Source organism: Synechococcus sp. LA31 (assembly GCF_018502385.1).
Classification (GTDB): Bacteria; Cyanobacteriota; Cyanobacteriia; order PCC-6307; family Cyanobiaceae; genus Vulcanococcus.
Genome location: NZ_CP075523.1, coordinates 582,065 through 607,932, shown reverse-complemented (window position 1 = coordinate 607,932; position 25,868 = coordinate 582,065). Strand labels below are relative to the sequence as shown.

Sequence of the window (25,868 nt, the reverse complement as noted above, 5' to 3'; positions counted from 1 at the left end):
CCCAGCAGAACCGACCGTATGGTCCGCCCCCGCATCGGCCAGGGGGTTGTGGTGGATGTTCCCGCCACGACAGCCAACCTGGGCCCCGGCTTTGATTGTCTGGGGGCCGCCCTGGATCTCAACAACCGCTTTGAGATGCGCTGCATCGAAGGCGATGGTGAGCGCTTCGAGCTGGTGATTGAAGGAAGTGAAGGCTCCCACCTGCGGGGTGGTCCCGACAACTTGGTGTATCGCGCCGCTCAGCGGGTATGGAAGGAAGCGGGCGAGCAGCCCATTGCGATCGAGGCCCGTGTGCGGCTTGCGGTCCCTCCAGCCCGTGGCTTGGGCAGCAGCGCCACAGCCATCGTTGCAGGCCTGATGGGGGCCAATGCCCTGATTCACGAACCCCTGAGCCGCGAAAAGTTGCTGGAGCTGGCGATCGATATCGAAGGCCATCCCGACAACGTGGTTCCCTCACTGTTGGGCGGGCTGTGCATGACTGCTAAGGCGGCCTCCCATCGCTGGCGGGTGGTGCGCTGCGAATGGTCTCCGGAGGTGCTGGCGGTGGTGGCCATCCCATCGATCCGCCTCTCCACCAGCGAAGCAAGGCGGGTCATGCCAAAGACGATCTCCATCGCCGATGCGGTTACCAACCTCGGCTCACTCACTCTGCTCCTACAGGGCCTAAGGACGGGCAATGGCGATCTGATTGCCGATGGCATGCATGACCGCATCCACGAGCCCTACCGCTGGGGCCTGATCCAGGGTGGCCGGCAGGTTCACGAGGCGGCCATCAAAGCCGGTGCCTGGGGATGCGCGATCAGTGGCGCCGGCCCCAGCATCCTGGCGCTAGCCAACCGGGATCATGCCGGCGCAGTGCGGCGTGCCATGGTGCGAGCTTGGGAAATGGAAGGGGTGGCTTCACGCTCGGAGGTGCTGCAGTTACAGCAGAGCGGCAGCCGATGGAAGGCCATTCCCGACTGAAGCTCCAAAGCCCTAAGTAGAAATACCCAGCTGTTAGATTCAGCTCTCTCATGGCCTGATCGGGGGATGGGAGCAGCCATCACTGGGATGAGGTCTTCATGGACGCCACACTGCCCCTTCTGGCCGCGTCCACAACACTTTCAAGTTCTGCCTTCGGTGATTCAGCCTTGGCTCAAGGCCTGCTCACCGCTTCAAACGGCTTCCCCTGGCTGAGCCTGATTGCCTTGTTGCCGGTCGCCGTTGCACCTCTGCTGATGGTGCTACCCGGTGACGGCACCGACCCCAAGCTGCCGCGCACCATCGCCCTGGTCACCTTGCTGGTGGATCTAGGCCTGATGCTCTATGTGTTCAGCCAGCACTACGACGGCTCCGTCGCGGGCCTACAGCTGGTGGAACGGTTTGCCTGGGTTCCGTCGATTGGTTTGGAGTGGTCGCTCGCCACCGACGGACTCTCGGCTCCCCTTGTTGTGCTCTCCGGACTCGTCACCCTGCTTTCGGTGGCGGCCAGCTGGGACATCCAGAAGAAAACACGCCTCTATTTCGCCCTGCTGCTGGTGCAGGCCTCAGCCCAGGCGTTGGTGTTTCTCTCCCAAGATTTTCTCCTGTTCTTCTTGGCCTGGGAATTGGAGCTGGTACCGGTGTACCTGCTGATCGCGATCTGGGGCGGCCAGCAGCGTCAGTACGCCGCCACCAAGTTCATCCTCTACACAGCCACCGCCTCCCTACTCATCCTCGTGAGCGGTTTGGCGCTGGCTCTCAACGGACCCTTCACCCTGAACCTGAGCGAGCTGATCGCACGCTCACCCGGCGGCACCTTCGGCCTTCTTTGCTATCTCGGCTTCCTGGTGGGCTTCGGTGTGAAGCTGCCGATGTTCCCTCTCCACACGTGGCTGCCCGATGCCCATGGAGAGGCGAATGCGCCGGTCTCGATGCTGCTGGCGGGCGTGCTGCTGAAGATGGGGGGCTATGCCTTGCTGCGCTTCAACGTGCAGATGCTGCCGGAAGCCCACCTCCAGCTCGCGCCTGCTCTGGTGGTGCTCGGCATCGTGAACATCGTCTATGGCGCCCTCAACGCCTTCGCACAAGACAACGTGAAGCGGCGAATCGCCTGCAGCTCGGTCAGTCACATGGGCTTCGTGCTGCTGGGCATTGGCGCCATCGACAGCCTTGGCATGAGTGGCGCCATGCTTCAGATGATTAGCCACGGCCTCATCGCCGCCGCGATGTTCTTTGTCACTGGCGTGTTCTACGAGCGCACCAAGACGCTGTCCATCCCAAACATGGGCGGCCTGGCCAAGGTGCTTCCCATCACCTTCGCCTTCTTTCTGGCCAGCTCCCTGGCATCACTGGCGCTGCCGGGGATGAGCGGCTTCGTGAGCGAGATCACTGTGTTTCTCGGCCTCACCAGCAATGCTGACTTCACAGTGGGCTTCCGTGTGATCGCTGTAGTGCTGGCAGCCATTGGCGTGGTGCTCACCCCGGTGTATCTGCTGAGCCTGTGCCGGCGTGTGTTCTTCGGACCAAGGATTCCGGCTCTAGCCGTCCTGGGAGACATGAAGCCCCGCGAGCTCGTGATCGGCCTCACCCTGCTCGTGCCCACCCTGGTGATCGGCTTCTGGCCTCGGGTGGCCATTGATCTTTATGAGGCCTCTACCACCGCTCTCTCCGACAACCTGGCGCAATATGCCGTGGTGGCACTTCGGCTTCCCGCCCTCGGCTGAACAGCGGCTCGGGTCATCCGCAGGCTGAAATGGACTTCGGCACAACCCCGAGCCCATCCTCAGCCCCATGAGCAGCTCCACAGCAGCCCGCCCCGAGATCCTGCGGGGCCAAGGCCTGCCCCTGTTCGAGGCGATCACCCCTCAAGCGGTGAGCGCCCACATTCCGGAGCTGATCGAGCAACTCAATACCGAACTCACCACACTGGAGCAGAAGCTCGGCACCGCACTGGATAGCGGCGTTTGCCTGAGCTGGAGCGCTGTGATGGATCCCCTGCAGCGGCTTGGGGAGCGGCTTCGCTGGAGCTGGGGAGTGGTGAGCCACCTCAACGGGGTGTGCAACAGCCCGGAGCTGCGGGAGGCCCACGCAGCCCAACAAGCAGCAGTGGTGCAATTCGGCAACCGCGCTGGCCAGAGCCAGGTGATCTATCAGGCCCTAGAGCAGCTGCAGAAGCAGAACGAACAGCTGGATTCTGCGCAGCAACGCATCCTCGCGGCCGAACTACGGGACATGCAGCTGCGCGGTGTAGGGCTCGATGGAAGCGAGCAGGAAGCCTTCAATCAAGCCAGCCAGGAACTGGCGGAACTCTCCACCCGTTTCGGCAATCAAGTCCTCGATGCCACCAACAGCTGGACCCTCAAGCTCAGCCAACCGGAGGACGTGGATGGCCTGCCCGCCAGCCTGCTGGACCAGTTGGCGCAGGCGGCCCGCCAAGCGGGTGACAGCGACGCCACGCCCGAGGCGGGCCCCTGGCTGCTCGGGCTCGACATGCCGCGCTATGCGCCCTTTCTTCAGTACAGCCGCCAGCGAAGCCTGCGCGAGCAGGTGTATCGGGCGCATGTCAGCCGCGCGTCTGGCCAGGCCGGCCATCCACTCAACAACTGGCCCCTGATCGAGCGTATCCTCATCCTGCGGGGTGAACAGGCCAGGCGCCTGGGCTATGCGAACTGGGCCGAAGTGAGCCTTGCCGCCAAAATGGCGAACTCCGAATCCGCTGTTGAAGCCTTGCTGGAGGAGTTGCGGGCAGCTGCCTACCCGGTGGCCCAGCAGGAACTCGAGGCTCTCGCCAGCTGCGCCCGCCGCCACGGCGCCGCCGAGGCCGCTGATCTGAAGCCCTGGGATGTGAGCTATTGGGCCGAAAAGCTGCGCCAAGAAAGCTTCGAGCTCGACAGCGAAGCGCTTCGGCCTTACTTCCCGTTACCCCTGGTGCTGGAGGGCCTGTTTGATCTGTGCAGCCGCCTGTTTGGCATCACGATTGAAGCCGCCGATGGCGAGGCGCCGGTCTGGCACAGCGACGTGCGCTACTTCCGCATCCGGGAGGGGCAGCAGGCGCCATCAGGCGCCGGCGAGACCCTGGCCGCCTTCTACCTCGATCCCTACAGCCGCCCAGGCAGCAAGCGTGGTGGTGCCTGGATGGATGAATGCCTGGTGCGATCCCGCAGCAGCGACGGCACACCAGTGCTGCCGGTGGCGTATCTGATTTGCAACCAAAGCCCGCCGGTCGGCGAGACTCCCAGCCTGATGAGCTTTGAAGAGGTGGAGACCCTCTTCCACGAGTTCGGCCATGGTCTGCAGCACATGCTCACCACAGTGGAGCGTCCCCAGGCGGCTGGCATCAATGGGGTGGAGTGGGATGCCGTGGAGCTGCCCAGCCAGTTTATGGAGAACTGGTGCTACGACCGCACCACCTTGATGGGCATGGCGCGCCACTGGCAGAGCGGTGAATCCCTGCCTGAGGACGAGTACCGCAAACTGCTGGCGGCCCGCACCTTCATGGGCGGTTCAGCCACCCTGCGTCAGGTGCACTTTGCTCTGGTGGACTTACAACTCCACAGCCAATGGCATGCAGATTGTGGTCAGAGCCCTGAGCAATTGCGCCGGCAAATCGCTTCAACCACCACGGTGCTCACACCGATCGATGAAGACGCCTTCCTCTGCTCCTTCGGTCACATCTTTGCTGGCGGCTACGCCGCGGGCTATTACTCCTACAAATGGGCCGAGGTGCTGAGCGCTGATGCGTTCAGCGCTTTCGAGGAGGTTGGCCTTGCCAACGAAGAGCAAATTCAAGACACAGGCAGACGCTTCCGCGACACAGTGCTCAGCCTTGGGGGAAGCCTCGATCCCAAGCAAGTCTTCGAGGCTTTCCGCGGCCGGCAGCCGAGTAGCGAAGCCCTGATTCGCCATTCAGGGCTGGTGGCAGTGTGAACTGATTCAGCGCAGCATGGGGAGAGCTTCAGGGCGGCATGGCTCTCCTGCTTGGCGACTCGGATCCCTTGGCCCTGGTAGAGGGATGGCCCTGTGACGTACCGCTCATCAACTTCGAGCAGGCGCTCGAGCTGAGCGTGTTCCGATCAGGGCTAAGCCGGGCGGATTGGCTCAAACGCCTAGCCGAACAGCTGCGCAAACCCCAGCTGCTGCCGCTGCTCTGGCTGTTACCCCGCCCCTGGAAGCTAGCGCCAGCACAACTGCCAGGCCGCTTGAAGGCCTTGGGTGGTTTGCTGGAGCGAAGCCTGCTGACGCCCGCTCTGCTGGGGGCCTTGGCCGATGATCTCCCCCATCTGTGGCCAGAGGCTCCTGCAGAGGCGAACGATGCGCTGGCGTTATGGAGCAGTGAAGGGGGTGCTGGGCTACCGCAACAGCTCGATCTTCTGCTCAACATCACCACCGATACACCAGAGCAGCTGCTGCCAGCGCCAGCCGGCAGCCAGCTCAGTGGTGGGTTGCTCTGGCACAACGCCGGCCTCAGCCACGAACAATCGGCCAATGCACGTGAACGCAACCGGGTGTGTGCCCAGGTGCTCAACCGGCTGGCAGCCAACCGACTGGGCGGCGACAATTGGAGCATTGATGGCTGCAGCACCAGCGGCGCCTGGCTGAAACACCTGCAGGAGCGGGGCTGGCAGGCCCAGGCACGGCTGCGTTGCAGTGTGGCCAGTTTTGGTCTTGGTGCCAGCCTCCCTCTTGAGGATGGCAGCTGGAGTCAGGTGCCGCTGGCCCTGCCCATTCGCTGCGGCCTGCTCGGACGCGATGGCCAGGAGATGCGCTCACTGCTGCCCCACAGCTGCCTGGAACTGGAGCTAAGTGGCGGCGATGCGCTGTTGAGGCTGCAGTACTACCAGGGAACCGAAGGGCTGTGCGGCTGGGAAGCCCTCAATGATCTGGAGCGCCCATGGCAAAACAGCCGCTGTAACGGGACCGTTCGTTACTTGGGGGAGACCTATCAAGGAGAACGACTGCAGCAACTCGCTGAGCTGTGCGAGGTGATCGCCATGGTGCACAACCAGGAGGCGAGTGATCGCCACTTGCTGCGGGGCGGCTACGGCGCGTTGGGTTTCTGCATCGACAGCTCAGCCCTGATTCAACAGGTGATGGAAGGTCGGTGCCAGCTCTATCCGGTGCTGATGGGTGGGATCTGGCGTGAACGACTGATCAAGCGCGCAGCCCAGCTGGAGCGGGAGGCGGGTTGCTGGCTGTCGCCCTACAGTGAGGCATTGCTCGCTTTACCCCACGACGGCAGCCTGCATGGGGTGGCAGCTACAGAGGCACGCGCGCGGATGTTGCTGTGCCAGCCGCGCAGCAGCCCATTCGCTCTCATACAGCAGCTCAGTGCTGAAGCGCCGCCAGGATCGACTTGATCACCCGCAAGCGAAAAGCATCCGAGAAGGGTCCATGAATCCCATTGTGGTTCATGCCCGCTATTTCGCAGCGTTCGATTCTGCCAGCAGCCAGTGATTTATTCCAGTTCGACAGCGGTAGCAGTGGTGAACGACCTGGGTAAGCGAAGCGTCCAAAAGCCGCCACTGGATCTTTGCTACCCACGATCATGGTGATGCCTGCCAACTGCTGCAACACCTGGTTGCCACTGAACACCCCACAGAAACTGATGATGCTCACCTGCGCCCGAGTGATCCGGCGCAGGTAGTCGGCCACACCCATCGCCATCTCGGCACCGCCGCTGTAGCCGGTCAGTGCGATACGACAACCGCAATCAGGCCGAAAACCAGCTTCAGCTAAACGCAAGCTGATTTTGAGGGCTAGCTCGTAATTCAGGATTGGTCCATAGCGGCGATCCGAAGAAATCCCCACTTTGATCACATTATTGGCCTGTACTAACACAGCTGCGATCAACTGAACCAATGGATTGGGGTAGTGCTCCTGCAGCGCAAACAAACGCCTCCAAAACCAAGCGCTTCCCGCATCCTCTGCCAGTGCTACGGGCATCACTGTGTAGGTTTCCAGCCCCCGCACGAGCAAGGTATCTGCTGGTAAGCGCTGCTCAAGCAAGGCCAGGAAGTCGGAGACGCGCGGTGGGTGATCACGCTCCAGCTGGTGAATGCCATCGAGATACACCAAGAAACAGTCATGAGTGGTCGCTCTAGCAACCGCTGGTTCAAACAAGCTGGCCGGAGTGGGTAAGCCCTGCAGCCAGCCTTCCCAGAAGGCGAATTCGCTCACCAAGGAGTAGATACCCGCTGCTGGGATCAACACCAACAGCAACAGACCGCCGAGCTGTACCAACAGCTGCAGATCAGCCGGGGAAAGCATCCAGCGGAAGGCCACCAGCAGATGTCCAACCCCAAGCACATTCACGCCTAGGCCGATGGCCAACACCAGGATCAACAACCTCAGGTTGAACCGCTGGCTCCACTGCTGGATGCGCCCGGCCTGGTTCATGGCTCAGCGAGCTCCGACGCCAACATGGCGTAGCTGCGTTGCCAGCCCTGGCGAAACAGCAAAGCCACCAACACCAGAGCAAACACATAGCCAGGCGTGCACAGCAGCAAACTCTGATCCCAGGGCAAGCCAAAACGCACATGCACAAAAGTAACCACGTTCAGGTGCGTCAACACCCAGATCACAAAGCCAATGGTTTCGCCGATGTAAGGAGCTGCCACACAAACGTAGAAACAGGCCGGCAGAAGACAGGTGGCAATACCATCAACAAATGCGCTCGGATGCACTGGGTTGGAGGCATACAACCGGAGCAACACCATGTCGATTGAGCTGCTCAACAGCACCGCTACGGCGAGCACAAGCGCATCCAATAGAACCCGCCAAAGGATCTGACGGGTGCTGAGCCGGTTGGCGAAGAGAGCAAAAACATGGGAAAGAGACATCGACAATCCCACCACCAGCAGAAGCCCAAGACCAAGGTCGGCATGGATCAACCAGCCACCAAGGCCATCGAGGATTCGCTCAAACTCCACTAAAACCACAGCACCACAACAGACCAGAGCACACAGGCCTCAGGCACCGGCGGAGCGTAGTTGCGGGCGATTCACGATCCAGATCACCACAATCGAGAGAACAGCGCAGTAGAAGCACCATACAGAGTTAAAGGTTGCGCTATAGGTAAGCCAGGTGAGAAAGATCGAGACAAAGATCAGCACACCAAACAACTTCACAGCCCGATCGGCCACAGCCAACAGCGGCAGCACGATGAACCCCCAGTACAGCAACTCACCAACCGGTTGGGTATTCACAAAGTTATGAACGATGCTGTGCAGATTGGACACGTCGTAGAGCAACCGCCCAGTGCTGTGCACGGCAGGCTGCACAGCGGGCGGATTGAACAACACCGGCAGATAAAACGCAGTGCCGAGCACGGTGCTCACGATTGCAACCCAACGCAGCCGGTTCTGCAGACCCCGGGAATCAGTGCTGCGACTGATCGACCAGGCGCTCCACGGAATCCAGATCATCCAAAAGCAATAGGCGAAAAAGAGGAAGCCCAACCCCGCCAGGGTTGTGAGCGGTTCAATGCGGCCTTGATCGAGGGCCGTCCACTCGAGCCCCTCCACAAACTGTTGAACCCCGAAGAAGAAGGGCACCAGAGCCAGGGGCACGTAGTTGGGCTGCTTGTTGGTGCGGGCTAAATGGGTGCTGTAAAGGCCTAGGGGCATCAAAACAGCGGATGCCGTGAAACTCGCTGAGGCCGAGAAACACATGATGCATTGGCGCGATCTGCTTCTTTCGTAATCAAGCCATGGCAGCCTGGCAATCACACTGCAAGCGTCTGTTGTAAATCAAGGTGCCAGCAGAACATCAGCGACAGCACGCACCGCACGTGGATCCATGATCAGCTGGCGATGGGTGAGCACCGGCAACGGCCGGCGGCTACCCAGGGGCAACACGGCACGCCAACCGGGAAACACAGTGATATCGGTAGGGGTAAATAAGCTGTGGCACTCCACAGGCTCGAGCAGGGCCTGATCCCGCTGCAGCTCGCGCAATAAAACACTGCCGATTTTCATGTCTGCGATCCCGGCCAACAGCTCGCGGGGAACCAGCTGAGCCGTGAGCGTGCCGTTCTGAGGGCTGCCCAAGCAAACAAAACGGCGCGTGCGGCGGCAGCCCCTGTGCTCCTGCAGCCAGGTGCGGCCGATCAACCCACCCATCGAAAACCCAAACAGATCCAAGGGCGTGACCTGACCGAAGCGGGCCTCGATCAGGTCAGCCAGCCGGGCGGCAAGCTCACGGATCGGCACCGCGCCAAACCGATGGGGAAGGTGGGGGGCAAACATCTCCAGCTGCGGGCTGCGTCGCAGCAGCTCCTCCTCGAGGCGCCTGAACAGCCGTGGCGTGTCCCACAACCCATGCAGGAGCACAAGCGGACGACTCATGACGGCCAACGCCTTGAACGTTGCACCGCCACGATGCCGCAGAAGCCAGGCACCGGGGCCTGGCATTTACGCAATTCCAACCAGATCGGCACAGAGCCGTAGAGATCTTCCAGCACCTCAAAAATCTTGTCGCTCCAATGCTCCAAGGTGAGACAACGGACCCTGGAAGCGTCAAGCTGCAGGGCCTGGATCGCCAGGCTGTAGTCGAGGCTTTGCTCCAAGCCATCTGCTGCTGCAGCAGCAGAGAGGTTGCACCCCAGGCTGAAATCAAGCTCAAACCACTGGCCCATTTGCCGCTCATGCTCGAGCACCCCCACGTGGGCCCAGAGGCGCAGACCCCGCACAACCACGCAATCCAATGGAGCGTTCACAAGGGAAGGTCGCGGTGGGTGAAGCTGCAAACTCCACTGGCGTAGTCGGCGGCGATATGACCGTTACCGCGCATCAAGTACCGATACGTCACCAGTCCTTCCAGACCCACGGGGCCGCGAGGGGGCAAGGTTTGGGTGGAGATGCCCACCTCAGCGCCAAAGCCGTAGCGGAAGCCATCAGCAAAACGCGTGGAGCAATTCACATACACGCCAGCGCTGTCGACACTGCGCAGAAACGTCTCGGCTGTGGAGGCGTTGGTGGTGCAGATGGCGTCGGTGTGACGTGAGCCGTAGCGGCTGATGTGATCGAGAGCCTGCTCCAGAGAATCCACCACGCGCACGGCGAGCACCAAATCGGAGTATTCGCGACTCCAGTCGTCGTCGCTGGCCAGTTGGCTCACCCCCAGAGCCTGGGCGACGGCATCACCGCGCAGGGCAACACCGGCCGCGGCCATGGCCGGCAACGCCGCGGCCAGAAATGCAGGCGCAGCATCGCGGTGCACCAGCAGAGTTTCGATGGCGTTGCATGCTGCGGGGTACTGGGTCTTGGCATCGATGGCAATGCGCAGGGCCTGATCGATGTCAACCTCACAGTCCACATAGAGATGGCAGATGCCATCGGCGTGGCCCAACACCGGGATGCGGGTGTTGTCCTGAATGAAGCGCACCAGCTCGTTCGAGCCCCGCGGAATGATCAGATCCACCAGACCATCGAGCTTGAGCAGCCCCAGGCTCTCCTCGCGGGATGTGAGCAGCTCCAAAGCCTGAGGATCCACGGGGCTGCCGGCTAGGCCTTCGCGCAAAGCCTCGAGAATGGCTGCACAGCTAAGCCCAGCCTCGCGCCCCCCCTTGAGCAGGGCGCCGTTGCCTGAGCGGATCGCCAGCGATGCGATCTGCATCACGGCATCGGGCCGCGCCTCGAAAATCACCCCCAGCACCCCCAAGGGCACACTCAAACGCTCCAACACCAGATCGGTATCCAGCTCCCGATGCAGCTGCCGCACCCCGAGCGGATCAGCCAGCTGAGCAACCTGGCGCACACCCTCGATTGCCCCGGCCAGCTTGGCCGCATCCAGCTTCAGCCGCGCCACAAGCGCCGGCGCCAACCCATCAGCCGCGGCCGCAGCCAAATCGGCCTGGTTGGCAGCCACGATTTGATCGGCAGCAGCCTCCAGCGCTGCAGCCATGGCCTCCACCGCCTGGCGGCGCTCACCATCGCTCAACCGCCCCAGCGCCATGGCCGCACGGCGAACGCCGGCCGCACGTTGCAACAGATCAGGAGAGGGATCGGGAACGCTCACAAGGGCAGCGGGCACTGGGCGCATCATCCCAGCTAGACGTTGAGCAAACGCTCCAGCGCCAGCCGGGCGGCTCCCAGCCGGCCGGCTCCATTGCCCAAGGCGCAACGGCGGATCTGCAGCCCTTGGCGGCTTTCCCGCTGAACTCGCTGTTCCACTTCCGCCAAGGCTGCCGGCAAGAAATGCTCACTAGCGGCACTGAGGCCACCACCAATGAGCACCAGCTCGGGAGTCAGCACGTAGATCAGGGAACTGAGGCCCAACCCCAGCCGGCGGCCGTAGCGCTGCCACACCTCCAAGGCATCGCGATCACCGGCCTCGGCGAGCGCACACAGCTGTTGAGGGCTCAGGGGAGAAAGTCGGCCCAGGGCCGCGATGCTGCAGAACTGCTCGAGAGAGCCGCGGTTCCCGCTGTTGCAGGGAGGGCCTTCTGGATCGACACAGATCAGTCCTGGCTCAGCAGCGGCACCGCCATGGCCGGTGAACAGCGCTCCGCCCAGCAGCACCCCACCGCCAACACCCGTGCCCAGGGTGAGCAACAACACATCGGAGAAGCCGCGCGCCGCTCCATGCCACGCCTCCCCCACCAAGGCACAGTTGCCGTCATTCGCCAAGGTGACACGCCTGTTTAGCTGGGGCTCCAACCACTCCGCCAGAGGAATCTGCTCCCAGCCCGGCAGGTTGATGCACACCCGCGCCACCCGGCCTGAAGCATCCATCGGTCCCGGTAGCCCCACGCCAACGCAGGAGGCCTGCCCCTCGGGGTCGAGCTGCTGGACGGCCTCCACGATCGTGATCACCACCGCTCCGGGCATGGGAGGCTGCGGCGTGGGCACCTCCAGCTCGGCCAGCAGTGCCCCATCGAGGCTGAAGCGGCCGAGCTTGATCGCCGTGCCGCCCAGATCCACACCGATCAGCTGGGTCATCCGTGCAACCTAGAAGCGCAGCAACAGCTGCAATTGGCTCTGCCAGCGTCCTTCCGTGTCGATCGAGGTCTGCACGCCTACGCGATCGCTGGCCTGGTAGCGGAGCGTCAGCTGGGGCGGGATGTCGCTGCGGTTGGGTGCCGCCAAGACGGAGAAGTTGAAGCGCTCGGTGACATCGAGGCCAATCTCAGAGCCGAGCACCAACTGGGAGGGAAGGCGACGGGAGCGATTCTCAGAGGCCAGCACCTCAGCCGGGGCGAAGTAGGTGGGGTAGAGGGCGAAGGTGAGTCGCTGACCAAACGCATCGCTCAAACCACCCACCAAGGGTGAGAGCAGCGACTGCCCCAACACCGTGGCCAGGGCCGCACCGGCGTTACCACCAGCCAAGCCCACCAGGGAATTTCCGCCAATCAGAGCTACGAGCCGCTCCTGGGGCAAGGGCGGTGAGCTAGTGAGGCGGATGTTGTCAGCCAGGCGATCGGCAGGGCCCGACGCCTCCACCTTCACTTTCACCAGCCGCAACTGATCGATGGAGTTGGCTGGAGCATTCACGTTCCAGTCGTAGAGGCTCGAACGGCTGGCATCGTTCACAGAGAGGGTGTCGGACACCCGGGTGCGCAAGGCGATGTCCACATAGGGGATCAGGCCGAGGCTGGGGGTGAACACCGCCACATTCGGCGCATCGGGATCGAGGCTGAAGTTGGTGGTGAACAGGCTGAGGCGACCATTGAGCAGACGCACCACCCCGCTCACCTGCAGGGATGGATCCAGGGGCCCCCGCAGGGTTAGTACACCACCGGTGTTGAAATTGAGCACGTTGGGCACGCCCACCTTCAGATCAGGGCCGAGGCTGAGGCGCAGACTCTCGAAGCTGAGGAAGGGGAGGTCGGGAACAGCAGCGCGCAGATCGCGACTGGCGGAACTCTCCAGCTGTTGCCCCATCACCACCAGCGGTTCCTTGAAGTCCCAGCGCTCTTCCACCAGCTCGCGCACGGTGACCGGTCGGGTGGGCTCGGCTTCCGTGGCCAACTGACCAGGCTGCACATTGATGCTGCCGCGGCTGAGCTGTAGCTCACCACGCAAGCCTGGGCGACGCAGCGAACCGCTGACCAGCACCTCACCATTGGCCTGAGCCTGCATGCGCGGAAGCTTGAACGGGGCTTGCTTCACCTGCAGGCTGAGCAGCCGCTGAGGCTGCTCGATCGGTTGGATTAAACCCAGCTGGCCGGAGCCAGTGATCTGGCCCTGCTCCCCCACCCGGGCTGTGAGCTGCTGCAGCTCCAGCTCCCGGAAATCGAACAGCACGGTGGCATCGAGTTCACGCATCGTTTGCCCCGCCACCTGCAACACGCCATCGCGGAAGCGCAGAAAGCCGTTGGCCACGGGTGCCATCAGAGAGCCACGCACCAGCAGCTGTAGATCGGCACTGCCTTGCTGCCACTGCACGCCAGGGCCGCCGAGAACAGTGAGGAAGTGGAGTCCATCGCCGCGGCTGGCCACCCGCAACTCCAGCTCCCCCTGATCCGGCTGCAGCGGCACGGTGCCCTTGAGATCCACGCTGTTTTGCGCGCCATCGCTGCGCAGCGACCAATCGAGGCTGAGGCGGCCATCCGCCAAAGCCAGATCACCCCGCTCGAGCTGCAGCGGTTGATCAGCCAGCGACGCGTTCTGAAGCGTGAGGGCCATCTGCAGCTCCGGTCGCCTCCGGCCAGCGGCCAAGGCATAACGCCCCTGTGCCCCCAGCCCACCGCGCAAGCCATCGGGCACGGTGGTCACAAGAGCAAGCAGCGCCAGTGGGAGATGCTCAACAGAGAAGCTGGTCGCGCCGCCAAGGGGGCCTTGCAGCGTGAGCTGAACCGGCTGAGCGGTGAGGGCCTCGTCGCGATCCATACCCCGCAGCCAGAGGTGACCGCTCGCCTCCAGATCCAACGAGAGCTGTCCGATAGACGGCCCCGACAGCGTGAGGTCGGCATTCACCAGACCCTCCAGGTTGCTGGGATCAAGCCGCTCAGCTCCTGAGCGCTCGCGCTGCATCGCAGCGGCTAGCTGCTGCTTGGCCTGCAGCAAGACGGCCAGTTGCGCATCGAGGCTTGAGCCGAGGGTATCGATGGCCAAACCCTCAAGATCCAGGGCCGAGCCGCCGGAGCGCAGGGGGCCTCGTCGCCAGCTTTGGGCCGCCTGCCAGAGCTGCTGCAAGGGTTGGGAACCAAATTGACGGGCCTCAAAACGGGCCCAGAGAGCGCCACCCTGCTCACCGCGCAAGCGCAGATCCACGTTGTCGTCGCTGTTGCCCAGCCAGCGACCCTGTGCGCTGTAGCGCCGGTTGCGGAAGCTGCCACTGGCAGTGAGGCTGCGGCCATAGAAGCCCAGCAGCTGAGGGCGATCCAGGCTGATCTCCCCGCTGATCCAGAGAGGCTGAAGATCAAGGTGGCCCTGGCCGGTGAGCGCCCCCTCCAACGGTTGAAAGGCACCACTAGGCCCCAGAGCAAACTGCAAACCCGTCAGGGGAAACGCAGCGGCGTCCCAGCTGTAGCGGCGCGGGCTGCCGGTGAAGGCGAGCTTGCCCCCCTGCCGCACCAGGCTGGCAAAGCTGGGCATCCAGCGGCGATCCAACTGGGCTTGCAGCTGGCCGGGCTGGGCCGGTGAGAGGGCCTGCATCTGCACCCGCCCGCCACCGCCCGGCGCCCCTTGCAGAGCACCGCGCCAGGTCTCAAGGAGGAGCAGCGGCCCGGCACCGGGATCACGCACCAACAGATCCAGATCGGGCTGCAAGCGATCCAGCGGGCCCCGCAGCGTTCCCCAAGCATCCAGAGAGCCCCTCAGGCGCGTGCCAAGAAGAGCACTGAGCCGCTCCAGGGGGAATTGGTGCAGGTCGAGATCGAGATCCAGAGAGCCCGTGGGGCGCAGGGGCAAACGGCCGGACGCCTCCAAAGGCTGTGAGCGCAAGCGCACCAGCTCGAGCAGCTGGGGTTGGAGGCGCAACTGGGCTAGCCAATCCCCCAGCAGGGGATTGGCTGACTGGGCCAGATCAAGCTGCAACTGCGGACGGCTCCAGCCCCCAACCTGCTGCAGGGAGGCCTCAAGGCGAGGTGCGGGACCCAGCAGTGGCTCCAGGCGAGGCCGCAACTCCTGGCCCAACTGAAGATCACCGGTGCGCAGCTGCAGCAGGGGCCAAAGCTCACCGCTGACTTGCACACGCGCATCTCCGCGGCGCAGTTGCAGCTCCGGTAACAAAACCCGTAGACCACGATCGCGGCCCTGGCGGATAGCCATTCGCGATTCCACCTGCAGCGGCCGCAGGGGCAGCCCCGGCAGGCGCAGACCCTGCCAGTCGGCGGTCAGGCGGAGGTCGGGCTGCCGCCAGGGGCCGTTGAGGTCGACATCGAGCCGATGCCTCTGTTCAGGTTGCTTGGCGTTGAGCTGCAGTTGCAGTCGACCGCTGGCCAACGACAACACACCAGCAAGACGCCCACGCCAGTCACCCCAGGCAAGGGCCGAGGGTTCGAGCTGGAGCGTCTGGCGATTGCAGCGCAAGGCAAGACGTTGTGCTGTCAGCGGCTGAGCGAGGCCCTGAGGGCGCCAGCGCAGCGCATTGCCCGTGACCCCTCCAGAGCAGCTCCCCGCTTCCGAGCGGCGTTGGAGCTGAAGCTGGCCGCTGACCACACCCTCCAACCGGCCGACCAGCTGACCGTGCAGCCCCTCTGGCAGCAAGGGCAGCAAGGGCTGAAGCGCAAGCTGACGGGGTTGTAGCTGGAGCGCCCAATGGCGCTGCTGCCAGTTGAGCTGTAGCTGGAATGGCAGCTGGCCTCCCCGAGGGGCGGCGACAGAACCCCGCAGATCAATCTGCCGGCGCCAGAGCGGCAGATCCGCCTCACCCTGCAGCCCGAAGGCCGTGGATCCAGCCGAACTGTGCAAAACCCCTCGGGCCCCTTTCGGCACCTGAATGCGCAGCGCCACCCGGGGCGGCTGGCGGCCGGGGCGCTGGCTGGGTAACTCCCAAAAAGCCCCGTTGCGATTGCGCCGCAGATCCACCGAGGGGCGCAGCACACGAATCTGCAACACCAAGGCCCGCTGCAGCATGCTGCGAAGCGGATCGAGTGCCACCTCAACAGCCGGAGCTTCCACCGTGGAGGGATTGTTTGGCCCTGGCAGGAAGCGACTCCGACCAGCTGCCAGCCCGAGTGGTCTCAAGCCGCCGTAAGGCCCCAGCTCGAGGGGCTGACCAAGAACGTCACTGACCAGACGCTCCAGCCAGGGCCGGCGTTGGTTGTAAACCGCCTCAGCAAGCCGATCAGCGCCGTACCAAGCCGCAGACGCCAGGGCGATCACGCCAAGACCACCCAGAACCAGCGCGGGCCTTGTCAGGGCCAGCTGGGTTGCGCCAACAGGGCAGCCTGATCGGCGAAGGGATCGGCGGATCCGGCGGCCCGTGGGTCTCAGAAGCTGAGCAGGCCGCAATATAAAGGTCATCTTTCGCCTCGCCGAGCCCCATGCGCGCCGACCCCCTGCTGCTCACCGCCGGCGAGTGGCTGGGTGCGGCCTCTGCTGTGCTCTTGGTGCTCACCGTGGTGGCTTTTCTGGTGCGCTGGGGCATCCGCTTCCGCCTCGTGGGCGTCACCAGCTTCACGGTGCTGCTCTCGCTCTCCTGCCTGGCTTTTGCCGTGAGCTACACCCCGCGCCAGACGGTGGAAGGGGCGATCAGCGTGCCCGTGGTGTTCGACAACGGCTCAGATTTGGTAGTGGCCGCTGCGCCGGCAGACATGCCGCTCGAAACATTTCTCCCCTCTGTGGAGCAGGTGGCCATCAACCTGCGGGGCAGCGGGCGCGGTACCCAGACTGTGGAGGTGAGGCTGCGCCGCGTGGAATCCACCGCCGACGGCACCGATACCCCGGTCGTGCTGGCCACTGCAATCCGAAACCTGGCTGATGGCAGCGTGAGCCTGCGGGGCTGAGTCCTTGACCAGCCCTCTCTACCCCTTACCTCGCCACTTCCAACGGGAGGAGCGGGTGCTTCAGCAACAGGGCATTAGCTGCTGGCAGGAGTTGTCATCCCTGAGTGACCAAGACCTTCGGGCCCTGTCCCGTCAAGGCGGCGCACTGGAGCGCCAGCTGCGCAAGCTCAGGGGGCAGGCACAGCTGGTGGTGGAGCTGGAGCTCCAGCCCCATGAGGCCGCCCTTTTGCTGTATGCCGGCATTGCCAGCACCCGCGGTCTAGCCCAAGCCTCACCGCAGCAGCTGCTGATGCAACTGGGTCGGCTCGAGCGATCGCTGACCGGTATGGCCCCGCCGCGGCTGGATGCCAGCACCGTCCGTGCCTGGATTCAACGGGCCCAGCGGGCCACCGGCCTCTCCCGGAACTGACCCTGTCCGGGCTGCAACACACAACGTCCTACCTGAAATGGAACTAGACCAATTAGACCTAAAGGCCGCTCTGCCATGACCCCAACCCGCGTCCGCGGCCCAGGGCTGGCGATCGCGCTTGCCTTGATCGCTTCACCACCGGCTCTAGCCAATTCGCCTCTGCTGGAGTCGGTGAAAAACAACCCCCAGCGCGCCAAAGCTCTTTGTACAGAGCTGAAAGCGCTGAACGCTCAGGGCATCTCCTACACCTCCCCCCAGGCTGTAGCCCAGATCGCCGCCCGCGAGGGCTTGAACACCACCGACGCTGAGATCGTCTCCACCTACGTGGTGGGCCTCTACTGCCCAGACGTGCGTTGAGGTGAGCGGCGCAACGGTCTGCGACAGCCGGACGGTCTACGACAGCCGAATCGAGGCGGCGGATGGGGTGGAGCTGTGCTGTCGCATCTGGACACCCCAAGGCAAGGGGCCATGGCCGGTGTTGCTGATGCGGCAGCCCTATGGGCGGGCGATCGCGTCAACCGTGACCTACGCCCATCCGCAGTGGTACGCCAGCCACGGCTATGCGGTGGTCGTTCAAGACGTGCGCGGGCGCGGCAGCTCTCAAGGCCACTTCCTGGGCTTCCGTCAGGAAGCGGCAGATGCCACAGCCACCATGGCTTGGATCCGGGCACAGAGCTGGTGCAATGGCCGCGTTGGCAGCTACGGGTTCTCCTACCAAGGTCTCAGCCAGTTGCTGCTGCTGGATGACAGCCAGCTCCCCGACGCCCTGGCCCCGGCGATGGCTGGCCTCGATGAACGCAAGCACTGGGCCACCAGTGGCGGTTGCCACTGGTGGGCCCTGGGGCTGGCCTGGGGATTGCAGCTGGCAGCCCAAGGCTGCCAACGCCGAGGAGACGAAGTGGGCTGGGCCGAGATCCGCCAGAGCCTCGAGAGCGGCAGCTTTCTGCGGGAAGGCCTGGATCTACTGAAGCGGCATGACCGCGAAGGGATGGCACTCAACTGGCTGCAGAACGATCCGGCAACCCCAGGTGGCTGGCGAGTTCACCAGCCCCCAGGCGCCCTGTGGACACGGCCGATGCTGCTGATCGGCGGCTGGCATGACCCCCACCTGACGGGGGTGCTCGATCTGTGGCAACGCGCAATTGCCGGGGGTGGCAAGCCATTGCTGCGCGTGGGGGCTTGGAGCCACTTGCAATGGAACGGCGGTCTCGACCGGTTACAACTGGCCTTCTTCAACCAACACCTGCGCGATCAACCGAGTGCTGAGCTGCAGGACAGCCAGCCAGCTTGGCTGGAAGATCTGAGCCTGGGCCAGTGGCTGCCGCGATGGCCCCAACACGGCAGTGGTCAAGTGTGGCGTCTGGCCAGCGAAGGGCTAGCGGCGTTGGACAGCCACGAAGGCCGGCTTAACCCCACCCCGGGAGGAGGGAGTGGTCACGTCACGCTGGTGCACGATCCGTGGCGTCCCCTACCGGGGCGAGGCGGCCACCTGGGCCTGGATGCCGGCTCAGTCGATCGCCGCGATCTCGACCAACGCTGCGACGTGGCCTGTTTCACCAGCGACGCCCTGCAGCTACCGATGGAATTGCTTGGGCTTCCGGAACTGCAGCTACAGGCCGCCGCGGATCAACCCGGGTTTGATCTCTGCGCAGCCCTGTCGGTGCTGAACAGCGATGGACGGGTGCAGCAGTGCAGCACCGGCGTTAGCCGTTGGCTGGGTGAAGGCTGTCAAGCCATGGCTCTGCGCACGGTGGTGTTTCAGCCCCTGCTGCTCACCCTCCAACCTGGTGAGCGGCTGCGGCTTTCGATCGGCCTGGCGGCCTGGCCACAGATTGCGGTGAATCCAGGTGATGGCTCAATGCCTCAGAGCCCGGCAGGCCCACACCACCGCGTGATCAGCGTGGAGATTGAACTGGCAAGCGCCCAACTCCGCATCAAGCCGATGGTTGGGGCAAACTGAGGCCCACTTCACTCAGCTGCGATGTTGCGCCTGCTGCGCCCTGCTCTCTCCGCCCTGGTCGCCGCAACCGTGCTAGGTGCCGTCTCCGTTCCCCCTGCCGCTCTGGCGCAGGGCACACCATCGGCAGCTCAAAGCAGCGGCAGCGGCCTTTCCGTGGAGCAGGCCCGTGCCGCCGCCATCCGCATCCTCAACGCCGTGAAAAGCGGCAATGCCAAAGCCCGCTACGCACAGTTCTCGCCTGCGCTGCAGGCGGTCACCAGCCCGTCAATGATTGCGGCCACGATGCGCACGCAACCACAAGTGCTCGGCTACGAGTTGCTGAGCGTGCGCAGCGGCCTCGAGAGCAGCACCGTGGAAGCCGAGCTGAAGACGAAAGCAGGCAACCGCGTGGTGTTCATGGTGATCAGCCCTGAGGGACTGATCGATCGTTACTACGTGGATCGCGCCGACGATGACGACAGCAAAGTGGCGCTGCAGTTCGTGCGAGCCGTTAGCACCGGTAATTTCATCACCGCCCAGAGCTTCCTCGCTCCCTCTGTGCAAGAGGAGCTGACCCCTGCAGTGATCCAGGCCCGATGGCTGGGTCTGCAGCGACTCACCGGAAGCTTCGTGAAGGTAGGCCGTGCGGTTGAGGCCGAAAGCACCCCTGATACGCGCCTGATCCTCGTCAACGTGCAGTTCAACCGCCTCAGCGACAACCTCTACGTGATCCTCAATGGTGAGAACCAGATCACAGGGATTGATTTCCCGGAAAACCCGGCAGGTCCTCGCTGATCCGCCAGCGAAAAACAGCCTTAAGCTCCCAGCCACGCTCTTGCAATCAAGCCTGTGCTGGCTCAGCTCGACTGGATGGTGGACGATGCCCAGCGCCTGGCGGAGTGCCGGCATGATCACCCCTTTGCGGTGCTCGGCCCCCAGCCGCTCGACAACGGCAGCTGGGTGGTGCGCGTCTGGATGCCGGAAGCCGAACGCGTTGAGCTGATGAACGGCGGTGTAGCCGTACCCATGGCCACACCGCATCACCCCTGGATCTTTGAGGCAGAGCTGCCCAACGACCCGGGCAGTGGCTATCAAGTGCGCGTGCTGCGCGGCGGCATCGAGCACATCGCCCACGATCCCTGGGCCTTCCGTGAGGAGTGGATGGGCGAGATGGATCGCCATCTCTTTGCCGAAGGCAACCACCACCACATCTGGCAGCGCATGGGCGCCCATGTGACCACCCGCAACGGCGTGGCGGGTGTGATGTTCTGCCTATGGGCCCCCAACGCCCGCAGTGTGTCTGTGCTGGGCAACTTCAACAACTGGGACGGGCGCCATCACCCGATGCAAGCCCGCCTCGGCGGCGGCTGGGAGCTATTCATCCCAGGTCTCAAGCCTGGCGAGATCTACAAATACGAGATCCGCACCCAGGCAGGTCACTGCTACCAGAAAGCCGACCCCTATGGCTTCCGCCACGAAGTGCGGCCCAACAACGGCTCGATTGTGGAAACGCTCGAGGGCTACAGCTGGTGCGATGGCGCCTGGATTCAGCAGCGCGACAGCCGGAATCCCCTCGATCAACCGATCGCGGTCTACGAAATGCACCTGGGCAGCTGGATGCATGGCGGCGCTGATCAGCCCTACATCGAGGCCGACGGCACACCACGCCCGCCAGTACCAGCCGCTGATCTCAAACCCGGCGCCCGCCTGCTCACCTACCCCGAGCTGGCGGACAGGGTGATCCCCTATGTGAAAGCGCGTGGTTTCACGCACATCGAGCTGATGCCCCTTTCGGAGCATCCCTTTGATGGCTCCTGGGGCTATCAGGTGACCGGCTGGTATGCCCCCACCAGCCGCTTCGGCAGCCCGGATGAATTCCGAGCGTTCGTTGATCGCTGCCATGCCGAGGGCATCGGCGTGATCCTCGACTGGGTGCCTGGTCACTTCCCCAAGGACGCCCACGGTCTGGCGTTTTTCGATGGCGCCCATCTCTACGAGCACGCCGATCCACGCATCGGCGAGCACAAGGAATGGGGCACGCTGATCTTCAACTACAGCCGCAATGAGGTTCGCAACTTCCTCGTGGCGAACCTGGTGTATTGGTTTGAACAGTTTCACATCGATGGCATCCGGGTGGATGCGGTGGCCTCAATGCTCTACCGCGACTACCTGCGCCCCGACGGCGAGTGGATTCCGAATGAGCACGGCGGCCGCGAGAACACCGAAGCGGTGCAATTCCTGCAGCAGGCCAATCACGTGCTGTTCCAGCACTTCCCCGGTGCCCTCTCGATTGCGGAGGAATCCACCACATGGCCGATGGTGACCAAGCCCACCGACATGGGCGGTTTGGGCTTCAACCTCAAATGGAACATGGGCTGGATGCACGACATGCTCGATTACTTCGAGCTCGATCCGTGGTTCCGCCAGTTCCATCAGAACAATGTGACGTTCTCGATCTGGTACGCCTACACCGAGAACTTCATGCTTGCCCTCAGCCACGACGAGGTGGTGCACGGCAAGAGCAACCTGCTGCACAAAATGCCAGGTGACGACTGGCAAAAGTTCGCCAACGTGCGAGCGCTTCTCGCCTACATGTGGACCCACCCCGGCAAGAAAACCATCTTCATGGGGATGGAATTCGGTCAGCGGGGCGAATGGAACGTGTGGGGAGATCTGGAATGGGAGCTGCTGCAACACGAACCCCACCTGGGGCTGCAGCGGCTGGTGGACGACCTCAACAGCTTCTATAAATCTGAGCGGGCGCTCTGGGGCGACGACTTCAGCGAGTACGGCTTCCAGTGGATTGACTGCAACGACAACCGCCACTCCGTGATCAGTTTTATGCGCCGGGAGAGCACTACTGGGCGCTGGCTGGTGGTGGTAGCCAACTTCACACCTCAGAGCCACTCCCACTACCGCATCGGTGTGCCCACCAGTGGCTTTTACAGCGAGGTGTTCAACACCGATGCAGAGCGCTACGGCGGCAGCAACCTGGGCAACCTGGGCGGGAAGTTCACCGATCAGTGGGGTATTCACGGCTACGAGCATTCCCTCGATCTCTGCCTACCGCCTCTCTCCGTGCTCGTGTTCCAGCGCGATGAACAGCGCAGCCAGGAGCTGGAGGCAGGCGCAACTTCTTAGGTGTGTGACGAAGCGGCAGAACCCTGCCGTCGGCAGGCCGGCAACGGGACTGCCTTCGGGTAGGTTCTCGCTTCGCGTCCCCCTCGCCCATGACCGAAACCGCCCCCCTGCTGCTGCGCGCCGCCCGAGGTGAGCAGGTGGAGCGGCCGCCGGTGTGGATGATGCGCCAGGCCGGTCGCTACATGAAGGTTTACCGCGACCTGCGGGACCGCCACCCCGGCTTCCGCGAACGTTCGGAGAACCCCGATCTCTCCTTTGAGATCTCGATGCAGCCCTTCGAGGCCTTCAAGCCCGATGGCGTGATCCTCTTCTCCGACATTCTCACGCCCCTGCCCGGGATGGGCATCAATTTCGACATCGTGGAGAGCAAGGGCCCTCTGATTCACGACCCGATTCGCTCGTTAGCCCAAGTGGACGCCCTGCGCCCTCTCAATCCCGCCGAGACCATGCCGTTTGTGGGTGAGGTGCTTACCCGCCTGCGTAGCGCCGTGGGCAATCAAGCTGCCGTACTCGGCTTCGTGGGTGCCCCCTGGACCCTCGCCGCCTACGTGGTGGAGGGCAAGAGCAGCAAGAACTATGCGGTGATCAAGGCCATGGCCTTCCGTGAGCCCGACCTGCTGCACAAGCTGCTCGATCACTTCGCCGAATCAATCGCGGCTTATCTGCGCTACCAGATCGATTCCGGTGCCCAGGTGGTGCAAATGTTTGATTCCTGGGCAGGTCAGCTCAGCCCGGCCGACTACGACACCTTCGCCGCTCCTTATCAGAAGAAGGTGGTGGATCTGGTGAAACAAACCCACCCCGATACCCCCTTCATCCTCTACATCTCCGGCAGTGCCGGCGTGCTTGAGCGGATGGCGCGCACCGGTGTCGACATTGTGTCGCTCGACTGGACCGTGGACATGGCCGAAGGCCTGGCCCGCCTCCCCGAGCACGTGGGTGTGCAGGGGAACGTGGATCCCGGCTTGCTGTTTGGCACCCCCAAGGCCATCCAGGAGCGGATCGACGACACTGTGCGCAAGGCCCGCGGCCGCAAGCACATCCTCAACCTCGGTCACGGCATCCTGCCCGGCACACCGGAAGAGAACGGCCAGTTCTTCTTCGAGGCCGGTAAGAGCGTGATGGAGCGCATCGGAGCGACCGCTTGAGCGCAACGCCTGCCCGAATCCTGATTACCGGCGCCTCAGGCTGCGTCGGTCAGCACATCGCAGCATTGTTGCTCCGTGAAACGGATGCCCAGCTGCTGCTCTGGCTGCGGGATGCATCGAAGCTCACAGCGGTGCCAGCCGATCACCCCCGCATCACTCTGCTGGTGGGCGACCTGCGCGATCCAGAGCCCCACCGTGCCGCTATTGCCTCTGCCACTCGGATTATCCACACGGCCACAGCCTGGGGAGATCCAGAACGGGCTCAACAGGTGAACGTGGTGGCGGTCAAGCAGATGCTGGCGGCTGCCGATCCGTCTGTGTTGGAGCAGGTGGTGTATTTCTCCACTGCCAGCATCCTCAACCGTGATCTGGAGCTGCTGCCAGAGGCCATGGCCTACGGCACCGAATACATCCAGACCAAGGCCTTGTGCTTGCAACAATTGGAGCAGCACCCTCTGGCTCAGAGGATCGTGGCGGTGTTCCCCACGCTGGTGTTTGGAGGGCGGGTGGACAGCAGCGGGCCCTTTCCCACCAGCTATCTCACGGCAGGCCTCAAGGAAGGCACACGTTGGCTGTGGCTGGCGAAATGGTTGCGTGCCGATGCCTCCTTCCACTTCATTCACGCCGCCGACATCGCCCGGGTATGCGTGCACCTGGCCACCAACCCACACCAGAGCAATCCAGAGGTTGGCCAGAAAGGAGCCGTACGGCGCCTGGTGCTGGGTCAGCCTTCGGTCACAGTGAACGACACCGTGAAGCAACTGTGCCGCTGGCGCCGCAGCTGGCTACCGCCTGTGGGCATCGACCTGCAGGGATGGCTGATTGAAGGCCTGATCAAGCTGCTTCGGATTGAGGTGAACGCCTGGGATCGCTTCTCGATCCGCCAGCGCCATTTCGTGCATGAGCCGATCAGTCCGCCGGAGCGTTTCGGCCTCGTGAGCCATGCTCCAACGCTTAAGGCGGTGTTTGAAGACGCCGGACTACCGCATCGGGGTTAAATGCCCCTCTAGCAACCCTGATAGCAGCGGACGTTTCAAATGTTGCGAACCTCTGCAGCAACCCTCACATTGGGAACAGTGGCCTTCTAATTTGGCCGGGTTGCACGAGCTCCGATGCGCCGTCTTCTCTCTGTCATTGCCCTTTGCCTGGCGCTGGTGCTGGGTGCTTCCCCCAGTTTCGCCGCTGACGCCGATCACGGTGCTCAGGTGTTCTCCGCCAACTGCGCTGCTTGCCACATGGGCGGCGGCAACGTGGTGAACGCTGAGCGCACCCTCAAAAAAGATGCCCTGGAGGCCTACCTGGCCAACTACAGCGCTGGCCACGAAGAGGCCATTCAGTACCAGGTGACCAACGGCAAGAACGCTATGCCTGCTTTCGGCGGCAAGCTGAGCGCCGACGACATCGCCGATGTGGCTGCCTATGTGGAGTCCATGAGCCAAAAGGGCTGGGCCTGATCCACGCCCAACCGAATCCGGTTTCACCCCTCAGGCCGCCCCATCGGGGCGGCTTTTTGATGTCTGCTCTCTGTTGCCTGCTGCGTCAACCAGCGCCATGGTGATGGCGATCGGCGATCGGCAATGAAGCTCTCTCCAGCGCAAGTCAGCCGGCAACAGCAGGAGGCAGCCATCCTGCGTTTCCTGCGGCAATCAGCCTTGCCAGTGATTCCGGCAATGCCTCAATCCTCCGAGAGGGAGCGGCGTTCGGCCAACACCTCCAAGTAGAGGGCCTCATCAATGTCTCGAATGTCGTATTCGCTCGGCAAGACGCCGTGGGCGTAGCGATGCACCACCAGCCAACAGTTGCGTTCTGGGTCGCTGGCGGTGCCATCAAAAGCGAACGACTCCTGTGCCAACCGTTTCAACAGCTCTGAGCGTGATTCCTCAACCATTCGCCAAACTGGTGGAGCACTGCAGCGCCATCATGCCGATCGCGACGGAGCACCTGGGTCGTCTGCTCGTGCCACTGGCCTTGTGCAGCGGTGCGGCCCTAGCGCAGCCCAGTTCCGAGAATCCAGCCCTGCTTCAAATTCGCGGCGGCGGCACGCCGGCCGTGTTCAAGCCGGGCACTCCTGTTCTACCGGCCAGCAGCTGCCCGGCCATCGTTTCGGTTGGCGACATCCAACCGATGCGCTTACCGCCTTCCGAGGTGGCCGCCAAAAACAAGCTGGGCTGCCTGTCCCCCAACGACGCCGTTTATGGCCCCGATGGCTGCCCCAGCCGCTTGTGCGGGCAGAGCGGCGGCACGGTTGCTCTGCCTCAAAGCAGCGGAGGCTGAGGGGCAGCAACAGCTTGAGGCCAGACGAAGGCGAGAAGCGATGCATCGTTAGCGCAAATAAGCTTGCAATTCAATAGCGAGCATCAATGGTTTCTGACGCAACGT

23 protein-coding genes are annotated in these 25,868 nt (G+C 63.4%); 14 read left to right on the top strand and 9 right to left on the bottom strand.

Features of this window, described 5'->3' with window-relative positions; all coding sequences use genetic code 11:
- Nucleotides 1-18 precede the first annotated feature (18 nt).
- The 4 genes from thrB to KJJ24_RS03230 all read left to right on the top strand — a co-directional run bounded on the left by thrB (nucleotide 19) and on the right by KJJ24_RS03230 (nucleotide 6,317).
- Nucleotides 19-963 (top strand): homoserine kinase, encoded by a 945-nt coding sequence (gene thrB / locus KJJ24_RS03245; RefSeq protein ID WP_214341010.1) that lies wholly within the window; start codon nucleotides 19-21, stop codon nucleotides 961-963.
- Between the two features lie 98 nt (nucleotides 964-1,061).
- Entirely contained in the window at nucleotides 1,062-2,684 is a 1,623-nt protein-coding gene (locus KJJ24_RS03240) for an NAD(P)H-quinone oxidoreductase subunit 4 (protein ID WP_214341007.1), read from the top strand.
- Nucleotides 2,685-2,751: 67 nt separating this feature from the next.
- On the top strand, nucleotides 2,752-4,887 hold the full coding sequence (locus KJJ24_RS03235; RefSeq protein ID WP_214341004.1) for a M3 family metallopeptidase: 2,136 nt from the start codon (nucleotides 2,752-2,754) through the stop codon (nucleotides 4,885-4,887).
- A 38-nt stretch (nucleotides 4,888-4,925) separates the two neighbouring features.
- Nucleotides 4,926-6,317 (top strand): hypothetical protein, encoded by a 1,392-nt coding sequence (locus tag KJJ24_RS03230; protein ID WP_214341001.1) that lies wholly within the window; start codon nucleotides 4,926-4,928, stop codon nucleotides 6,315-6,317.
- Here the strand turns inward: KJJ24_RS03230 and KJJ24_RS03225 are convergent.
- The 8 genes from KJJ24_RS03225 to KJJ24_RS03190 form a co-directional block, all read right to left on the bottom strand.
- Nucleotides 6,286-7,356 carry an alpha/beta hydrolase gene (locus tag KJJ24_RS03225; protein ID WP_214340999.1) on the bottom strand — a complete coding sequence of 357 codons (1,071 nt, stop codon included), beginning with the start codon at nucleotides 7,354-7,356 and terminating at the stop codon, nucleotides 6,286-6,288. The genes KJJ24_RS03230 and KJJ24_RS03225 overlap by 32 nt on opposite strands.
- Nucleotides 7,353-7,889 carry a hypothetical protein gene (locus KJJ24_RS03220; protein WP_214340998.1) on the bottom strand — a complete coding sequence of 179 codons (537 nt, stop codon included), beginning with the start codon at nucleotides 7,887-7,889 and terminating at the stop codon, nucleotides 7,353-7,355. The genes KJJ24_RS03225 and KJJ24_RS03220 overlap by 4 nt, the downstream gene beginning before the upstream one ends.
- Nucleotides 7,890-7,928: 39 nt before the next feature.
- Nucleotides 7,929-8,630 carry a DUF6629 family protein gene (locus KJJ24_RS03215; protein ID WP_214340995.1) on the bottom strand — a complete coding sequence of 234 codons (702 nt, stop codon included), beginning with the start codon at nucleotides 8,628-8,630 and terminating at the stop codon, nucleotides 7,929-7,931.
- Between the two features lie 78 nt (nucleotides 8,631-8,708).
- A complete protein-coding gene (locus KJJ24_RS03210; protein WP_214340992.1) occupies nucleotides 8,709-9,305 on the bottom strand; it encodes a triacylglycerol lipase in 597 nt (198 codons plus the stop codon).
- The gene (locus KJJ24_RS03205; protein ID WP_250544887.1) at nucleotides 9,302-9,676 is read right to left on the bottom strand and encodes a dihydroneopterin aldolase; all 375 of its coding nucleotides are present in this window, start codon (nucleotides 9,674-9,676) and stop codon (nucleotides 9,302-9,304) included. The genes KJJ24_RS03210 and KJJ24_RS03205 overlap by 4 nt, the downstream gene beginning before the upstream one ends.
- On the bottom strand, nucleotides 9,673-11,004 hold the full coding sequence (locus KJJ24_RS03200) for a glutamate-5-semialdehyde dehydrogenase (protein WP_214340990.1): 1,332 nt from the start codon (nucleotides 11,002-11,004) through the stop codon (nucleotides 9,673-9,675). Before KJJ24_RS03200 ends, KJJ24_RS03205 begins: the two co-directional genes overlap by 4 nt.
- Nucleotides 11,005-11,009: 5 nt before the next feature.
- Nucleotides 11,010-11,900, bottom strand: a complete 891-nt coding sequence (locus KJJ24_RS03195; protein WP_214340976.1) for an ROK family protein — start codon at nucleotides 11,898-11,900, stop codon at nucleotides 11,010-11,012.
- Nucleotides 11,901-11,909: 9 nt separating this feature from the next.
- Nucleotides 11,910-16,229 (bottom strand): translocation/assembly module TamB domain-containing protein, encoded by a 4,320-nt coding sequence (locus KJJ24_RS03190; protein WP_214340973.1) that lies wholly within the window; start codon nucleotides 16,227-16,229, stop codon nucleotides 11,910-11,912.
- A gap of 161 nt (nucleotides 16,230-16,390) precedes the next feature.
- On the opposite strand from KJJ24_RS03190, the gene KJJ24_RS03185 reads away from it, so the two are divergent.
- The 9 genes from KJJ24_RS03185 (at nucleotide 16,391) to petJ (ending at nucleotide 24,943) form a co-directional block, all read left to right on the top strand.
- Nucleotides 16,391-16,852, top strand: a complete 462-nt coding sequence (locus tag KJJ24_RS03185) for a DUF2518 family protein (protein WP_214340970.1) — start codon at nucleotides 16,391-16,393, stop codon at nucleotides 16,850-16,852.
- A gap of 4 nt (nucleotides 16,853-16,856) precedes the next feature.
- The gene (locus tag KJJ24_RS03180; protein WP_214340967.1) at nucleotides 16,857-17,261 is read left to right on the top strand and encodes a DUF4332 domain-containing protein; all 405 of its coding nucleotides are present in this window, start codon (nucleotides 16,857-16,859) and stop codon (nucleotides 17,259-17,261) included.
- Between the two features lie 75 nt (nucleotides 17,262-17,336).
- On the top strand, nucleotides 17,337-17,618 hold the full coding sequence (locus KJJ24_RS03175) for a hypothetical protein (protein ID WP_214340965.1): 282 nt from the start codon (nucleotides 17,337-17,339) through the stop codon (nucleotides 17,616-17,618).
- Nucleotide 17,619: 1 nt separating this feature from the next.
- On the top strand, nucleotides 17,620-19,221 hold the full coding sequence (locus KJJ24_RS03170) for a CocE/NonD family hydrolase (RefSeq protein WP_250544885.1): 1,602 nt from the start codon (nucleotides 17,620-17,622) through the stop codon (nucleotides 19,219-19,221).
- A 21-nt stretch (nucleotides 19,222-19,242) separates the two neighbouring features.
- Entirely contained in the window at nucleotides 19,243-19,995 is a 753-nt protein-coding gene (locus KJJ24_RS03165; RefSeq protein ID WP_214340962.1) for a DUF3887 domain-containing protein, read from the top strand.
- A 75-nt stretch (nucleotides 19,996-20,070) separates the two neighbouring features.
- Nucleotides 20,071-22,341, top strand: a complete 2,271-nt coding sequence (gene glgB, locus KJJ24_RS03160) for a 1,4-alpha-glucan branching protein GlgB (protein WP_214343224.1) — start codon at nucleotides 20,071-20,073, stop codon at nucleotides 22,339-22,341.
- An 89-nt stretch (nucleotides 22,342-22,430) separates the two neighbouring features.
- Nucleotides 22,431-23,489 (top strand): uroporphyrinogen decarboxylase, encoded by a 1,059-nt coding sequence (gene hemE, locus KJJ24_RS03155; protein WP_214340959.1) that lies wholly within the window; start codon nucleotides 22,431-22,433, stop codon nucleotides 23,487-23,489.
- Nucleotides 23,486-24,487: an NAD(P)-dependent oxidoreductase gene (locus KJJ24_RS03150; RefSeq protein WP_214340956.1), complete on the top strand. Its 1,002-nt coding sequence runs from the start codon at nucleotides 23,486-23,488 to the stop codon at nucleotides 24,485-24,487. The genes hemE and KJJ24_RS03150 overlap by 4 nt, the downstream gene beginning before the upstream one ends.
- 114 nt (nucleotides 24,488-24,601) lie before the next feature.
- Nucleotides 24,602-24,943 (top strand): cytochrome c6 PetJ, encoded by a 342-nt coding sequence (petJ, locus tag KJJ24_RS03145; RefSeq protein WP_214340953.1) that lies wholly within the window; start codon nucleotides 24,602-24,604, stop codon nucleotides 24,941-24,943.
- A gap of 221 nt (nucleotides 24,944-25,164) precedes the next feature.
- Here the strand turns inward: petJ and KJJ24_RS03140 are convergent, their stop codons facing one another.
- Complete coding sequence (locus tag KJJ24_RS03140) at nucleotides 25,165-25,377, bottom strand: hypothetical protein (protein ID WP_214340951.1); 213 nt, start codon at nucleotides 25,375-25,377, stop codon at nucleotides 25,165-25,167.
- Between KJJ24_RS03140 and KJJ24_RS03135 the strand changes: the two genes are divergently transcribed.
- Nucleotides 25,362-25,763: a hypothetical protein gene (locus KJJ24_RS03135; RefSeq protein WP_250544884.1), complete on the top strand. Its 402-nt coding sequence runs from the start codon at nucleotides 25,362-25,364 to the stop codon at nucleotides 25,761-25,763. The two genes, KJJ24_RS03140 and KJJ24_RS03135, sit on opposite strands and share 16 nt — an antisense overlap.
- Nucleotides 25,764-25,868 lie beyond the last annotated feature (105 nt).